Raw genomic sequence first — 13,888 nt, 5'->3', positions numbered from 1 at the left:
GCCGTGCCACACTGCGCCGTCGCGCTTACGCCGCGGAGACGGGCTGCACCGCGGCCGGATCCGAATAGCTCGGCCGGCCGTTCTCGACGTGACCCGCGAAACGGCGCGAGAAGGTGCCGGCCGTGCCGTCGCTCACCGTCACGTCATACCATTGGTGGCTCGACGCGAGTGTCCACTGCTCGACGCGCTCGTCACCGCCATGCAGCGTCACCTGCCGCGACGGCGCGCCGTACGCGTTGTCGGTCAGCGTCAGCGTGACGTGGGCCCCGCCATGGTTGCGCAGCTTCAGGTACAGGTTCCCGTTCGCGACGTCGTAGCCGGCCTTCACTTCCGGCTGCGCAGGGTGGCGATGCGGCGCGGCCGGCGCCGATACGTTGCCCGAGAACACGCGCACGAAGCCGTTCGGCCCGTACACCGCGAACGTGTACACCCCGTTCGTCACCGTCAGGTCGAAGTCCGCATGCAGCACGCGGCGCGCACCGACCGTGTAGCGCCACGGGCCGTCGGTGCGGTTCGTCGCATACACGTGGAAGTGCGCGCCCTGGTTGCCGCGGTTCGCGAACTCGATGCGCAGCTTGGTCCCGCCGTAGATGCTCGCGTTCACATGCAGCTCGTACGGCAGCGCGCGTGCCGGCCGCACACCGGGCTCCTGCGGGTCGACCGGCGACGGCGTCGCGGGCACGGTCGGTGCGGGCTGCGACGTGCATTGCTGGTCGGCGATCGTGCGGTACTGGCTCGTGTCGGGCAGCGGCGGGAACGACGCGTCGGACGAGCGGAAGTCGAAGGCGGCGGTGAGGTCGCCGCACACCGTGCGGCGCCACGGCGTGATGTTCGGTTCGTCGATGCCGAAGCGCTCGCCGATGAAGCGGATCACCGACGTGTGGTCGAACACCTGCGAGCACACGAAGCCGCCTTTCGTCCACGGCGACACGACCGTCATCGGCACGCGCGGCCCGAGGCCGTACGGCAGGCCGTCGGCCGTGTAGCTGCCGCCGCGGCCGGGATTCACGACCGTGTGCAGTTCGCCGTCGGTCGTCACGGTCGACGCGCCCTGCGCGGCCGACGTCGGCGGCTGGGGCGGCACGATGTGGTCGAAGAAGCCGTCGTTCTCGTCGTACATGATGAACAGCACGGTCTTGCGCCACACGTCCGGGTTCGACGTGAGCGCGTCGAGGATCTGCGACGTGTAGTTCGCGCCGTACGCGGGCGTGTATTTCGGATGCTCGGAGAACGCGGCGGGCGGACACAGCCACGACACCTGCGGCAGCCGGTCGTTGATCACGTCGTCCTTCAGGTTGTCGAGCGTGCGCACCGTCTGCGCGCGCTGGTACAGCGACGAGCCGGGCTTCGCGTTGATGAAGTTCGCGAAGTTCTGCAGCACGTTCGTGCCGTAGTTGCCGTTGTACGGATCGTTGCCCGTCGTGCCCTGCTGGTAGATCTGCCACGACACGCCGTGCGCTTCGAGCCGCTCGGGAAAGGTCGTCCACGACAGCAGCTGGTACGCGGGCGGCCCGTCGCCGTCGACGTAGTCGCTGTTGTCGAGCAGCGGGCCGCCGAACTTGCCGGTCGGGTCGACGGTGCCCGTCATCAGGTACGAGCGGTTCGGGTGCGTCGGCCCCGGCAGCGAGCAGAAGTAGTTGTCGCACACGGTGAACGCATCGGCGAGCGCGTAGTGGAACGGGATGTCCTCGCGCACGTGATAGCCCATCGTCATGTCGGTCTTGTTCGCGGGCCACTGGTCGTAGCGGCCGCCGTCGATCGCCGCGTGCGTCTTGTACCACGAGTGGTCGAGGTCGCCGACGCACTGCGCGCTCGTCGTCAGCGTGTTCAGCCGGAACGGCAGCACCGGCTTGCCCGGGTCGGCCTTCGACGGCTGGTACCACACCGGCTTGCCGTTCGGCAGCGGGATCGGGAAGCGGTCGTTGTAGCCGCGCACGCCGCGCAGGTGTCCGAAGTAATGATCGAACGAGCGGTTTTCCTGCATGAACACGACGATGTGCTCGACATCGCGGATCGTGCCGGTGCCGCGCGCGGCGGGAATCGCGAGCGCGCGGCGGATCGATTCGGGGAACGTGTTGAGCGCGACGGCGGCGCCCGCGGATTGTGCGACGGTATGCAGGAAACGGCGGCGGCTCGATGACGTCATGTTGTTCACCTCGGTTCTGCTGCGGTCGGGGGACGGAAGCGACGGGATCAGCCGGGTGACGACGCGGCAACACTCGACGCGGCCGCGTTCGCTGCATTCGCCGCGGGCTTCGCGTCGTCGTCGTCATCGGGCGGGTAGTGCACGACGGGCGGCGCGAGCGGCGCGGCATCGGACGCGGCGGCGTTCGCGGCCGCATCGTTGTTGAATGCGCTGGCGGAGCCGGACGATGCGCCGGCCTGCTGCGAGGCGTCGGCCGCGTGTGCGTCGTGCGGCGCGTCGTCACTGCAGGCGGCGACGAAAGCGGCGGCACAAAGAACGACGACGACGGAAACGCGACGCATGACTTCTCTCCTGGCAGGCTGATCGGGAAATGTTTTCGAGTATGCCGACGCGATGCGACGTTTCGGTGAATCGTTTGCGACCGGCGCGTGATCGCGGAATGCTTTCGATATCCTGACCAGTCACTTGCATGGGGTTGCGAGGGTGCAAAATTTCCCGGCGAGCGATGCGGGTCGGGCACTTTTACGTGGGCATGCCGTGCGCGACAGCATCGCCGTTCATGATGAACGCGTACAGCCGATCGCGTGGCGTCAGCGCCGCGGCGTGCGCCGCCGCACCTCGCTGCGCAACCAGTCGAGCCACGTGCGGATCGCCGCTTCGTGCGGATGACCTGGGCGCCATACGACGTAGTGCGCATACACGTCGGTCACGCGCACCGTCGATACGCGCACGAGCCTGCCGTCCGCGAGCTCGGGCTCGATCAGCGAGCGGCGCGCGAGTGCGACGCCGCGCCCTTTCAGCGTCGCGTCGATCAGCGCATTCGCATCGGTGAAGCGCGGTGCGCGCGCGGATTCGGTGAGGTCGAGTTGCGCGGCCTGGAGCCACGGTTCCCACGGCTGCGCGGGATGGCGCAGCAGCGTCGCGTGCACGAGATCGGCCGGCGCGCGCGGCGCGATGCCGTCGCGATTGCGGTACGCGGGGCTCGCGACCGGAAAGATCGTTTCGTTCATCAGCTTCTCGGCGACGACGCCCGGCCACGTGCCGGGCCCGTAGCGCAGCGCGACGTCGATGCGGTCGCGCTTGCGCAGCGGCGCGAGCGCCACGTCCGGGTGCAGCGCGATCGCGATATGCGGATGCGCGGCCGAGAAGCGCGGCAGGCGCGGCGCAAGCCAGCGCTCGGCGACGCTCGGCAGCACGCTGACGTTCAGCGTGACGTCGCAGGTGCGCGGGCGGCTGCGCGTAGCGAGCGCCGGCTCGAATGCACGCTCGAGCACGCTGAGGCCCTGGCGTACCTGCAGCGCGAGCGCATGCGCGGCGTGCGTCGGCGTCGCGCCGTTGCGCTCGCGCGTGAAGAGCGGATAGCCGAGTTGCGCCTCGAGCGCGCGGATGTGCTGGCTGACGGCGCCTTGCGTGAGCGCGAGTGCGTCGGCCGCGCGCGTGAAGCTCTGCAGCCGCACGGCGGTCTCGAACGCGCGCAGCGTCTGCAGCGGAGGAAGGTGGATGCGTCGCATGCGGGTATTAGTAACACTAATGTCCGAGCACGACAATTCATCGTTTGCGGCGGGCGGGCACGCGTTCCTACACTCGGTTCCGTCTTCCACAGCCCCGTCGGGCCACACCACCATGAACGCATATCGTCTCTATCTTTCGCCGGGCGCCTGCTCGCTTGCCGCCCACATCGCACTGGAGGAAACCGGCGCGCCGTTCGACGTCGAGATCGTCTCCGTGCAGAAGCAGCAGAACCTCGAGGCGCGCTATCTCGCGATCAATGCGAAGGCGCGCGTGCCGGCGCTCGCGATTCCGGGCGAGTCGCTCGTGCTGACCGAAACACCGGCGATCCTCACGTATCTCGCGCGCCGTTATCCCGACGCGCAGATGCTGCCGCTCGGCGATCCGCTGCGCGAGGCACGGTGCCACGAATGGCTCGCGTGGCTGGTCGGTTGGGTGCATGGCGTCGGCTACGGCGCGCTGTGGCGGCCGGGCCGTTTCATTGGCGATCCGGCGCTGCACGGCGAGGTCAGTGCGCACGGGCGAAGCACGATCGAAGCCGCGAACGAGACGATCGAAGCCGCGCTCGCCGACGGCCGCACGTGGGCCGAGCCGGGTGCGCATTCGATCGTCGATCCGTTCCTGTTCGTGCTGTATCGCTGGGGCGTCGCGATCGGGCTCGACATGACGCGGTATCCCGCATGGACCGCTCACGCACAGCGCGAGGCCGAACGGCCGGCCGCGCGGCGCGCGCTGGCGCGCGAAGCGGCCTGACGCAGGCGCGGGCGTCGTGGCGGTTGCCGCGATGCACGCAGGCCACGCGCAGCCGCTAGCGCGCGGCGAACAGCGGATAGGTTGCGGCCGCGACCAGCGCGGCCGCGAGCCACACCACGCTCCACGAACTGGCCGCGAGCAACGGCGGAATCGCGAGCGGCGTCGCGAACAGCCCGAGGTAGACGATCGTGTTCGCCATCCCGAGCGCGGTGCCGGCGTGGTTCGCACCAGCGAGGGTCGCGAGCTCCGTGTACGCGACGCCGTGCCACGCCGACACGCAGATGCCGGCGAACACGAGAATCGCGACGATCACGGCAAGCGGCACGTGCGGGCTGCCGGCCGTTGCCGCGGCGAGCAGCGCGAACGACCCGGCCGCGACGAACACGGACCCGCGCAGATACGCGCGTCGGTTGCCGTGCCGGTCGGTATGACGGCCACTCCACACGCGCATCACCATCGCGCCGAGCTGCAGTACGACCATCGCCGCGCTGATGCCGGCAAGGCCAAGCCGGCCGAAGTCGTGCAGGAACACCGTCGCGAACGTGAGCACCGCGAACTGCGGCGCACACAGCAGGCCGATGCCGAGCACGATGCGCCACACGGGGCCGCTTGTCAGCGGGCCGCGGGTGCGCGGCGCAGCCAGATGCGGTTGCCCGGCTGCACGCGTCGCGGCGACGTCCACGGTGGCCGGTGCGGGCGGCGGCTCGTGCAGCCAGCGCCAGGTCAGCGCGGCCGATCCCGCGCACAGCAGCATCAACGCGCCGAATACCGCGGCAAAGCCCAGGTGCGACGCGAGCGACGGCAGCAGCGCCGCGCCGACGCCGCCGCCGAGCGGCACGGCCGTCTGGCGGATGCTCATCGCAAGCCCGCGTTCGCGCTCGCCGAACCAGCGCATCACTGCGCGCCCGCTCGACCCGTTCACGCTGCCGCCGAGCAGGCCGACGCAGCACATCGCCACGACGACCCGCATCAGCGGCGGCACGCCGTGTGCGGTCGGGACGATCGTGCACACCATCAGCGCGAACATCGCGGCCGTCGCGACGAGCCCGGCGAGCAGCACGCGGCGGTCGCCGAAACGGTCGGCGGCCATCCCCCACGGCAGCTCGGACAGCGCGACGCCGAAGCCGAGCGCGCCGAGCACGAGGCCGAGTGCGCCGTTGTCGAGGTGATAGGCCGTGCGCATCCACACGGCCGTGGTCGGAATGCCGGCCGCCGCGGCCGAAAAGCTCATGTTCGCGGCGACGCCGGCCGCCAGCACGCGCCAGCGATGGGCCGCGCCGCGGACGTCGCGGGCGGGCGAGGAGGGGGAAGCGATGCACGAGGTATCCATGGCGGCAGGCCCGGTTGGAAATTTGACATCGACAGTCTGGCAACCTACATTCATCCTGAAAATCGGAAAGTTCTTGATGAATCGTTCGATAACACGGGATGGTTGAGATGTCCGGACAAGACATTCCGCGCGGCGACGGCGAGTCGCTCGCGCTGGCCGATGCCACGCTGGCCCGGCCCAACTTCGATGTGGCGGCGCTGCGCAGCCTCGTCGCGGGGGTGGATCTCGGCAGCTTTGCGAAGGCGGCCGATCGCGTCGCGCGCTCGTCGTCGGCGGTGAGCGCGCAGATCCGCAAGCTCGAGGAGCAGGCCGGCACGCCGCTGTTCGTGAAAGCCGGGCGCGGGCTGGCGCTGACCGATGCCGGCGAAGCGATGCTGCGCTATGCGCGGCGGATGATCGAGCTGAACGACGAGGCGGCTGCGGCCGTGCGCGGCATGAATCTCGACGGCTGGGTGCGGGTCGGGCTGCAGGAGGATTTCGGCGAGGCGATCCTGCCCGACGTGCTCGGGCGGTTCGCGCGTGCGCATCCGAAGGTGAGGATCGAGGCGCGCGTGGCGCGCAATGCCGACTTGCTCGACCGGCTCGACGCGAACCAGCTCGATCTCGCACTGGTGTGGGGCGATCCGGCGTCGGCGGCGCTGGTGGCGCGCGCGGGGATCGATAGCGAAGCGATCGCGCAGGTGCCGATGCAGTGGGTCGGGGCGGCGGGGGCGGGCAGCTTCGGTGTGCCGGGCGGTGGTGCGGACGAAGGCGTGGAAGGTGACGCGGCCGAAACGGGCAGCCGTGCGGTGCGCGCACCGGGCGAGCCGCTGCCGCTCGTCGTGTTCGACCGGCCGTGCCGGTTCTTCGGCGCGGCGACCGGCGCGCTCGACCGCGCGGGCGTGCCGTGGCGCGTCGCGTTCACGACGCCGAGTCTCGCCGGGCTATGGGCCGCGGCGGCGGCCGGACTTGGGCTGACGGTGCGCTCGCAGTACGGGCTGCCCGCGTCGGTGCGTGTGCTCGATGCGGCTTCGTGCGGGTTGCCGGCGCTGCCGAGCTTGCCGCTGATTTTGCTGCGGCGCACGTCGTCGGCGACGCCGACCGTCGATCGGCTTGCGCGGATCGTGACGCAGGCGGTGCGGGATGCGACGGAGGGGGCGGGGGCGGCGCTTGCGGCGTGACAAAACGCTCGATTGCCGCCGCAGCGTGCGGTTCGGCAATCCCTCTGCCGATCGGTCGAATGGATCGATCGGGTGAACCTGACTACAGTGATGATCACTTGAAACGGAGGTCATCATGCAAAACGCGAATACACCCGGCGCCAGTGCGGTCGATCCGGCTCAAAGGGCGGATGCCACGATCCGTGGTGACAGCGCTTCAGGCGATCGACTCGTGCCCGGCAATCCGCCCGTTCGGTTCGGTGTCCTGCAAGGGCAGGCCTGGATCGCGGACGACTTCGATGCGCCGCTGCCCGATTACCTGCTCGATGCTTTCGAAGGGCGCTGATGCGGCTGTTGCTCGATACGCACATCTTCTTGTGGATCGTGACCAATGATCCCAGGCTGAGCGCACGGGCGCGCGGACTGATCTCGGCTGCCGACGAACGTTTCGTCAGCAGCGCGAGGATCTGGGAGGCCGCTATCAAGGCCGGCTTGGGGAAGCTCGATATCGACGTCGGCAAGCTGATCCGTGCGATCGGCTCAAGCGGGATTCGCGAGCTACCGGTCCGGGCCGTGCATGGGGCCGCGGTCCGCGATCTGCCGCACCACCATCGTGATCCATTCGATCGCTTGCTGGCTGCGCAGGCCCGGCTCGAGCCGCTTCAGCTCGTGACGGCCGATACCCATCTTGCACGGTACGGCCTGCCTCTCGTTTTGACAGTTTGAAGCAATCTGTCGGGCCGAAATTCATCGGTCGCCTGCGCATCATGTGGCGTCGCGGTTTATGCCGCCGCCACGTCCGGCTCGATTTCGTCCAGCTCCGCACAAATGGCCGCCAGCCGCTCCCTCAACCCCTCGCTCGCCGGCACGAACGGCAGCCGCAACCCGTCTTCGCACCACCCTTGCGCGGCCAGTACGGCCTTCACCGGCGCCGGGTTCGGCTCCGCGAACAGTTCCGCGACGAGCGGCTGCAGCGCGACCGACAGACGCCGCGCATCGGCGAGCCGCCCGTCGCGCAGCAGCGCATGGATGCGCACGTGCCATTCGGGCAGCAGGTGCGCGCTGCTCGCAATCGCGCCGTGCGCGCCGGCGCACATCGCCGCGAAGTTCTGGTTGTCGTCGCCGGACAGGATCGCGAGCGGCGTGTCGTGCACGAGCCGGCTCATCCGGTCGAGCGTACCGCCGCATTCCTTGATGCCCGCGACACGCGGGTCGCGCGCGAGCGCCTGCAGCGTGTCCAGTTCGACGTTCACGCCGGTGCGGTACGGGATGTTGTAGACGAGCACCGGCAGGTCGGCCGCGTCGACGATCGCCTCGACGTGGCGGCGGATGCCGTCCTGCGTCGGCCGCACGTAGACAGGCGGCGTGACGAGCAGCCCGTCGGGCCGCAGGGCCGCGAGTTCGCGCGCGCGGGCGGCCGCGACATGCGTCGCGCTCGCGGTCAGCCCGACGACGATCGGCAGTCCGGGGGCCGCATTGCGTAGCGTCGCGAACACGGCGTCCTGCTCGTGCGCGTCGAGCAGGACGCCTTCACCGGTCGTCGCGCCCGCGACGAAGCCCGCGATGCCCGCGGCTGCATAACGGCGCGCGAGTCGCGCGAGCGCGGCATGGTCGACTTCGCCGTGGTGGAACGGCGTGATGATCGGCAGCCAGATACCTTCGAAACGTGTGTTCATGCAAAGCCTCATGGTGGAAACGGAGTGGGAAGGAACCGTTCCGCCGGCGGAGTGCCGGAGCGAGGCGTGCGAGCAAGGAGAAAGAAACGACCTGCGGGCATCCCGTCCGGCATTCGCCTGACGGGACGCGACGTCCCCGTCAGTCGAGGAGTCGTTTTTTCAGTTTCAGCCCGGCCGCGCGCGCACCTGCCGCGACGGCGGCGAGGATCGGAAGCGAGCGCAGGGCAGCGGACATGGAGGAACCGGGAATTGGGCTGAGCGCCGATCTTAACACCGGATCCGATCCTCGCGCGAGCGTCCGCCACCGTTTAGCAGGATTCGAGATTTGCTTTCCACGACTGATTGGAAAGCGCGTTGCGCCCCGCCGCTAGAATGCCCGCTTACGTTTCGATGACAGCGCGTACGCGTGCCGTCACGCACATTCACCACCACTGGAAACGGGGCATATCACGATGGCAAGCATGAAGGGGATCGGTCGCTGGCTGCACACGGGCGCGGCGGCGGCGCTGGTCGTGGCGGCAACGGCCGCGCACGCGGATACGTCGATCCTGAACGTGTCGTACGACGTGACGCGCGAGCTGTACAAGGACATCAACGCGGGCTTTGCCGCCGCCTACAAGCAGAAGACCGGCGAGACGGTCGCGATCAAGCAGTCGCACGGCGCGTCGAGCGCGCAGGCGCTGTCGGTGCTGCAAGGGCTGCAGGCCGACGTCGTGACGATGAACCAGCCGAACGACATCGACCTGCTCGCCGAGCGTGGCCAGCTGTTGCCGAAGGACTGGCGCGCGCGTTTCCCGGACAACAGCTCGCCGTACTCGACCACGATGGTGTTCCTCGTGCGCAAGGGCAACCCGAAGGCGATCAAGGACTGGAGCGATCTCGCGAAGCCGGGTGTCCAGGTGATCATCGCGAACCCGAAGACGTCGGGCAATGGCCGCTATGCGTATCTCGCCGCGTGGGGCTTCCAGAAACAGAAGGGCGCGACCGACCAGCAGGCGATCGACTTCGAGAAGGCGATCTTCCGCAACGTGCCGGTGCTCGACTCCGGCGGCCGCGGCGCGACGACGACGTTCACGCAGCGCGGCATCGGCGACGTGCTGGTCACGTTCGAGAACGAAGTCGCGCTGATGGACACCGGCGCATCGGGTGCGCAGTTCGACGCCGTGTATCCGTCGGCGAGCATCCTCGCGGAGCCGCCCGTCGCCGTCGTCGACAAGGTCGTCGACAAGAAGGGCACGCGCAAGGTCGCGCAGGCGTATCTCGACTACCTGTACACGCCGCAAGCGCAGGAGATCATCGCGCAGCATCATCTGCGACCGCGCGACGCGAACGTGCTGAAGAAGCATGCGGCCGAATTCAAGCCGCTGAAGACCTTCAGCGTCGAACAGGTCTTCGGCACCTGGGCGAACGCGCAGAAGACGCACTTCGCGGACGGCGGCACGTTCGACCAGGTGATCGTCGACCGCAAGTGAGCGCCGCGCACACCGCGCGCGTGTCCGCACGCTGACGACGCAGCCGGCCGCTTTCGCGGCCGGTTTTTTTGTGCCGCGCGGCCGGCGGCGGGGCGGATTTCCATTCCGAACCGGCACGCATACCCGGCCGCCGCCGCGCGTGCTACGCTCATCGCCTCCCTGCTTCCGGCACCGCGCGATGAACGTCGATTCGTCCTCCCCAGCCTCCCGCGGCCGTGGCCGCAAGCTCTGGTCGGGTACCCGACCGGTGATCGCGTACGGGATGCCGCCGCTCGGCTGGCGCGACTTCTATCACCGCGCGCTGACGGTGAGCTGGCCCGTATTCTTCCTGTCGCTCGCGGTGCTGTTCCTGCTGCTCAACGGCGGCTTCGCGACGCTCTACCTGCTTGGCCGCGCGCCGATCGCGAACCAGTCGCCGCCCGGATTCGGCGGCGCGTTCTTCTTCAGCGTCGAGACGCTCGCGACCGTCGGCTACGGCGATATGCATCCGCAGACCCTTTATGCGCATCTCGTCGCGACGTTCGAGATCTTCGTCGGGATGTCGAGCATCGCGCTGGCCACGGGGCTCGTGTTCGCGCGTTTTTCGCGGCCGCAGGCGAAGATCCTGTTCGCGCGCTACGCGATCGTGCGGCCGTTGAACGGCCGGATGACGCTGATGGTGCGCGCCGCGAACGCGCGCCAGAACGTGATTGCCGAGGCGCAGGCGAAACTGCGGCTGATGCGTGTCGAAGGCACCCACGAGGGCTACTCCCTGCGCAAGATTCACGACCTGCAGCTCGTGCGCAACGAGCATCCGATCTTCCTGCTCGGCTGGAACCTGATGCACGTGATCGACGAGTCGAGCGCGCTGTTCGGCGAAACGCCCGAATCGCTCGCCGCGCGCGACGCGTCGTTGCTGATCACGATCGAAGGCTCGGACGAGACGACCGCGCAGGTGATGCAGGCGCGTCACTCGTGGGAGCATGGCGAGATCCGCTGGCGTCACCGCTATGTCGACCTGATGCACGATGAAGACGGCATCACGCACATCGACTACACGCATTTTCATGAGGTGGTGCCGGTCGACGCCGATACCGACGAGCGCGGCTCGCCGGGCGCGGTGGTCAATGCCGGCGCCGCGGCGTCGGGCCCGGCCGTGTAGGTGCGCTTGCGGGCGGCTGGCGGCGTCGCCCGCGTGCCGCACGTCTACGTGTCACGCATGCAGCAGGCGCGCGGCTTCGCGCTGTTCGATCGCGACCGCGCGGCGGAACGCGTCGCGATCCTCGGCGCGCGCGACGTAGTCGCCGAGCACGCCTTCGTGCGGCAGCAGATGTGCGTCGAAGGCGATCTTCAGCGTGCTGGCGAGCAGCAGGTCGGCCGCGGTGAAGCGGTCGCCGACGAGCCACGGACTATGGGCGAGCGCTTGCGCGAGTGCGCGCTGCACGCGTGTGATGTTGCCCCAGCCGAATGCGACCGGATTGCCCGACGCGCCGGTGAATTTTTCGGCCATCGCCGGTTCGAGGCAGGTCGGCGTGAAGAACAGCCATTGAAGGAATCGGCCGCGCAGCGGATCGTCGGGCGCGATGCCGAGCCCGGCACCCGGGCAGCGGTCGGCCAGATAGAGCAGCACGGCGCCCGATTCGGCGAACGGCACGCTGCCGTCGTCGAGCGCGGGCAGCTTGGCCATCGGGTTGACCTGCACGAACGCGTCGCTGCCCTGTTCGTGCGAGCGCAGGTCGATCGGCACGAGTTCGTACACCACGCCGAGTTCTTCGAGCATCCACAGCGCCCGGAATGCCCGGGTTTTCGGCCAGTAGTAGAGCTTCATCGTGCCTCCGCGTTTGGGTGCAGCTGTCGGTCCGGTGGATGCTCAAGCGTACCCGAGCGCCGGAGGTTCGGACAGGGGCGGCCGGCCAGGGGCGCCCGGCCAGGGGCGGCCGGCCAGGTGCGCCTAACCCGCAGTGGCTATCTGCGTGTGATGGCCAGATGCGTTGTGTGTCGAGCGTGAATCGGGTCAGAAAGCCGGGCAAAGCCTTATGGCACAAGATGGTGTGGTGATAACTAGTCTTGTTAAGACTAGGTATAAATAAGATGGAAATTCCGGCGTAAGCCGGCATCCCGCGCACGACATCACGCAGCCCGCAGCGCCCGCGCACACGGCAACACTGGCATCCTTCCGTGACGCCGATGCATCGCGAAACAGGGAAATCATGGGAGACAACTCACGCATGGCAAACGACGATCGCATCACGATCATTCCGAGAAGAACGCCGGAATCGGCGGCGATGGTGGCCGAGGTCAAGCGGGCGATGTCGATCGCCGCGCGGATCAATCGCCTGACGTTCGACGATGCCGCCGAGGTTCGCACATTATTCGGAGAACTGATCGGCACCCAGGTGGACGACGGCTTTGTACTGATCCCGCCGTTCCATGCGACGGGCGGCACCGGCATGAAGCTCGGGCGCAACGTGTTCGTCAACCAGAACTGCACGTTCTACGATCTCGGCGGGCTCAAGATCGGCGACGACGTGATGATCGGGCCGAACGTCAGCCTCATCACGTCAGGTCATCCCGTCGAACCTTCGCGGCGGCGCGACTTCGTCGTCGCTAAACCGATCGTGATCGAACGGAACGTCTGGATCGGCGCCGGCGCGACGGTCATCGGCGGTGTGACGGTGGGCGAGAACTCGGTGGTCGCGGCCGGGGCCGTCGTCACGCGGGATGTTCCGCCGAATGTGCTGGTCGGCGGTAATCCGGCAGCGGTCATCCGGTCGATAGCCGAGTAACGCGACGCGAGAGCGCGTGCCGATTCGAAGCAGCCGCGCAGGAGCGATGTGGATAACCCACCCTCATGGCGACTCGAAACACTGTGCATTTGAACGGTGAGGGTGTCGCCGAGGCCGTCTGGACGGGGCTTTCCGGTGACCGCCCGATAGCCGCCGGCGGATGCGCGGGCCGCTCCGGCCGATGGTCCGACGAAGGTCGCGCCGCGCAATCGGTTGTGGATATCCTCAGGCCGAAACGACTCGGCGCCCTGTGCATTTCACAGGTGAGGGTCACCGGATGATACGGAATGCATGAAGCGGGTTGTGGACAACTGGCCTGCGAAACGACGCGAAATGCTGTGGAATTCAACGGTGAGGGGCGGTGCCGGATCGGGCGATGCGCCTGTCCTGGCGCGGCTTTCCGATCGTTGCCGCGATTCGAAGCGCCGCGCATTCTATCCGAACGCGCACATGTGTGGCCGGACCGTGCATGCGCCGCGACGGGGAGATCCGGTTCCGGAAGCTCCTCGAAAGGCCGTGCATTTTAACGGCGAGCGCGGGTGCGTGGTCTGCAACGTGCCGATTTCGCTGCATATCGCGGCGTTCGCGAGCGACTCGAAGCGCAGTGCAACGCGAAGGTGAGCGTGAACACGCGATCGGTAATCGGCGCGGCAAGATGCAATCATTCGGCCAGCGGTGTCGTCTGAAGCGTCGGGCATGTCCGGCTCGGACGTGAGCGTGCGAACGAGGACAACGCGAGCGCCCGTGTGGATATCCGATCGCCGAAACGAATCGCGGCACTGTGTATTTCAACGGTGAGTGTCGGCATCCGATCGACCGATGCGCCGCTCCCGGCCTGGCTTTCCGGCCCGTGGCGCCTTCCGGAACGCGCATCCGCGCTCGCTCGGAAGATTCTCGGCCATGTGGATATCCTTCGTTCCGGATCACTCGAATGGCTGTGGTTTTCAGCGGTGAGGGTACCAGCGTGGCCGGTCGGCAATGCCGGATCGGGCGTGGATAACCGCCGTTGCAGACACTCGAAACCCCGTGTATTTCAACGGTGAGTGCGAGCCCGCGATTGTGCAGTGTGCGCGTTCACGCGCGCTTATCGGGCCGATA

Annotated in this window: 14 protein-coding genes; 8 read left to right on the top strand and 6 right to left on the bottom strand. The window is 68.2% G+C overall.

Annotated features, from left to right (window positions below; genetic code table 11):
* Positions 1-25: 25 nt before the first annotated feature.
* The 3 genes from BDI24065_RS32080 to BDI24065_RS32070 form a co-directional block, all read right to left on the bottom strand.
* Positions 26-2,146, bottom strand: coding sequence for a phosphocholine-specific phospholipase C (locus BDI24065_RS32080; RefSeq protein WP_175034591.1), 2,121 nt, complete (start codon positions 2,144-2,146; stop codon positions 26-28).
* 47 nt (positions 2,147-2,193) lie between these two features.
* A complete protein-coding gene (locus BDI24065_RS32075) occupies positions 2,194-2,487 on the bottom strand; it encodes a hypothetical protein (RefSeq protein ID WP_175034590.1) in 294 nt (97 codons plus the stop codon).
* 249 nt (positions 2,488-2,736) lie between these two features.
* A complete protein-coding gene (locus BDI24065_RS32070) occupies positions 2,737-3,657 on the bottom strand; it encodes a LysR substrate-binding domain-containing protein (RefSeq protein ID WP_175034589.1) in 921 nt (306 codons plus the stop codon).
* 112 nt (positions 3,658-3,769) lie between these two features.
* Between BDI24065_RS32070 and BDI24065_RS32065 the strand changes: the two genes are divergently transcribed.
* A complete protein-coding gene (locus tag BDI24065_RS32065; RefSeq protein WP_175034588.1) occupies positions 3,770-4,408 on the top strand; it encodes a glutathione S-transferase family protein in 639 nt (212 codons plus the stop codon).
* A gap of 55 nt (positions 4,409-4,463) precedes the next feature.
* On the opposite strand, the gene BDI24065_RS32060 is transcribed toward BDI24065_RS32065, so the two are convergent.
* On the bottom strand, positions 4,464-5,738 hold the full coding sequence (locus tag BDI24065_RS32060) for an MFS transporter (RefSeq protein WP_175034587.1): 1,275 nt from the start codon (positions 5,736-5,738) through the stop codon (positions 4,464-4,466).
* 107 nt (positions 5,739-5,845) lie between these two features.
* Here BDI24065_RS32060 and BDI24065_RS32055 point away from each other — a divergent pair, with 107 nt between their 5' ends.
* The 3 genes from BDI24065_RS32055 (at position 5,846) to BDI24065_RS32045 (ending at position 7,603) form a co-directional block, all read left to right on the top strand.
* Positions 5,846-6,898, top strand: a complete 1,053-nt coding sequence (locus BDI24065_RS32055) for a LysR substrate-binding domain-containing protein (protein ID WP_175034586.1) — start codon at positions 5,846-5,848, stop codon at positions 6,896-6,898.
* Positions 6,899-7,013: 115 nt separating this feature from the next.
* Positions 7,014-7,223 (top strand): hypothetical protein, encoded by a 210-nt coding sequence (locus tag BDI24065_RS32050; RefSeq protein ID WP_175034585.1) that lies wholly within the window; start codon positions 7,014-7,016, stop codon positions 7,221-7,223.
* On the top strand, positions 7,223-7,603 hold the full coding sequence (locus tag BDI24065_RS32045; RefSeq protein WP_175034584.1) for a type II toxin-antitoxin system VapC family toxin: 381 nt from the start codon (positions 7,223-7,225) through the stop codon (positions 7,601-7,603). Before BDI24065_RS32050 ends, BDI24065_RS32045 begins: the two co-directional genes overlap by 1 nt.
* Positions 7,604-7,659: 56 nt before the next feature.
* Here the strand turns inward: BDI24065_RS32045 and dapA are convergent, their stop codons facing one another.
* Positions 7,660-8,553 (bottom strand): 4-hydroxy-tetrahydrodipicolinate synthase, encoded by an 894-nt coding sequence (dapA, locus tag BDI24065_RS32040; protein WP_175034583.1) that lies wholly within the window; start codon positions 8,551-8,553, stop codon positions 7,660-7,662.
* Between the two features lie 452 nt (positions 8,554-9,005).
* Between dapA and BDI24065_RS32035 the strand changes: the two genes are divergently transcribed.
* Entirely contained in the window at positions 9,006-10,025 is a 1,020-nt protein-coding gene (locus BDI24065_RS32035; RefSeq protein WP_175034582.1) for a sulfate ABC transporter substrate-binding protein, read from the top strand.
* A 178-nt stretch (positions 10,026-10,203) separates the two neighbouring features.
* Complete coding sequence (locus BDI24065_RS32030) at positions 10,204-11,166, top strand: ion channel (RefSeq protein WP_175034581.1); 963 nt, start codon at positions 10,204-10,206, stop codon at positions 11,164-11,166.
* Positions 11,167-11,217: 51 nt separating this feature from the next.
* Here the strand turns inward: BDI24065_RS32030 and BDI24065_RS32025 are convergent, their stop codons facing one another.
* Complete coding sequence (locus tag BDI24065_RS32025) at positions 11,218-11,832, bottom strand: glutathione S-transferase family protein (protein ID WP_175034580.1); 615 nt, start codon at positions 11,830-11,832, stop codon at positions 11,218-11,220.
* Between the two features lie 400 nt (positions 11,833-12,232).
* Between BDI24065_RS32025 and BDI24065_RS32020 the strand changes: the two genes are divergently transcribed.
* The gene (locus tag BDI24065_RS32020) at positions 12,233-12,790 is read left to right on the top strand and encodes a sugar O-acetyltransferase (protein ID WP_175034579.1); all 558 of its coding nucleotides are present in this window, start codon (positions 12,233-12,235) and stop codon (positions 12,788-12,790) included.
* A 291-nt stretch (positions 12,791-13,081) separates the two neighbouring features.
* On the top strand, positions 13,082-13,411 hold the full coding sequence (locus tag BDI24065_RS32015; RefSeq protein WP_175034578.1) for a hypothetical protein: 330 nt from the start codon (positions 13,082-13,084) through the stop codon (positions 13,409-13,411).
* The last annotated feature ends 477 nt before the right edge of the window (positions 13,412-13,888 follow it).

Source organism: Burkholderia lata, from assembly GCF_902499025.1.
Taxonomy (GTDB): Bacteria; Pseudomonadota; Gammaproteobacteria; order Burkholderiales; family Burkholderiaceae; genus Burkholderia; species Burkholderia lata_C.
This window is presented reverse-complemented; position numbering and strand designations above follow the sequence as displayed.